Consider the following 1,227-nt stretch of genomic DNA (forward strand, 5'->3'; position numbering starts at 1 on the left):
CATGTTATGTCCTTGTTTTTATTAATAGGTAAGTTGCCGTAGCCAAGAGGCGAGGGAAGTGTATTCTACCAAATTTCGCCCCTTTTTGGGAAAGGCATTATTTGCTTAAAGTCAGGTGTGGTTGTTCCAAATAGACTTCAGATTGCATTTCGATCATACGGCTGGCTGTACGGGTAAATTCTTCGGCAAAATCGCCTTCAACGTAAATATCGTTTACGCCAACTGCGCTAGTGGCGCACAGCTTCACACGGAAATCATATAAAACGTCAATTAACCATGTCAGACGGCGTGCTTCTGCTTTTTCTTGCGGGGTTAGACGTTCTAATCCTGAAAGGAAAACCATCTCGTAATGTTCGGCTAAATACAAATAGTCAGCTTGTGAGCGCGGGCCAAAACATAATGCACGGAAATCAAACCAGATGGCGCGTTCTGACTGGGCTTTATGGGGGATTTCCCGTCCATGGATAATGCTGATGCCTGGGTTTAATTCAGAGATTCCGCTCATTTCTTTAAATAAAGCAGCGAGTTTTTGCTCGTTTTCTTCATTATTGGGGACAAAGAAAATTTCGGCAGGACGCAGCGTACGCAAGCGGTAATCTTCTCCGCCATCTACATTTAAAACGGTCAGGTTGGACTCGATAAGGGCGATGGTTGGGAGAAAGCTGCTGCGGTTTTGGCCTTGAGGATAGAGTTCGGATGGGGCGTAGTTGGAAGTGGCTACCAAGACTACACCTTCACTCAACAGGTTTTCCAGTAAACGGCCCAAAATCATGGCATCGGCAATATCACTGACGTGAAACTCGTCAAAGCATAATACGCGTGTTTCTTTGGCAATTTCTGTTGCAACGGCTTTTAAAGGATTCGCTTCACTCTTTAAAGCTTTCAGCCGTTGATGAATTTCGGCCATAAAGGCATGGAAATGCACGCGGCGCTTACGGCGATAAGGGAGACAGCCAAAAAAAGCGTCCATCAGGAAACTTTTACCGCGTCCTACGCCGCCATAAAAATAGAGTCCTTTAGGCACTTGAGGGGAACGCAGGCTGCGGCCGAGAAAACGGTTGCGTTTGCGTTTGAACATCATCAGCTCGGTCCATAAGCGATCCAAATATTCAATGGCTCGTGCTTGTGCTTCATCACGGATGAAGTTGGGTTGTTCGGCGGCGGCCTGATACCAAGTCAATGGGCTGTGGTTTTCAAATGGCGGTGGCGTAAATAGTTGGTCTCTAT

1 protein-coding gene is annotated in these 1,227 nt (G+C 46.5%); it reads right to left on the minus strand.

Features of this window, described 5'->3' with window-relative positions:
- Window positions 1-97: 97 nt before the first annotated feature.
- A partial coding sequence (zapE, locus tag ACTHUM_RS14570; protein ID WP_440403233.1) for a cell division protein ZapE occupies window positions 98-1,227 on the minus strand: 1,130 nt, incomplete at its 5' end.

This window comes from Neisseria sp. P0021.S006, assembly GCF_051956895.1.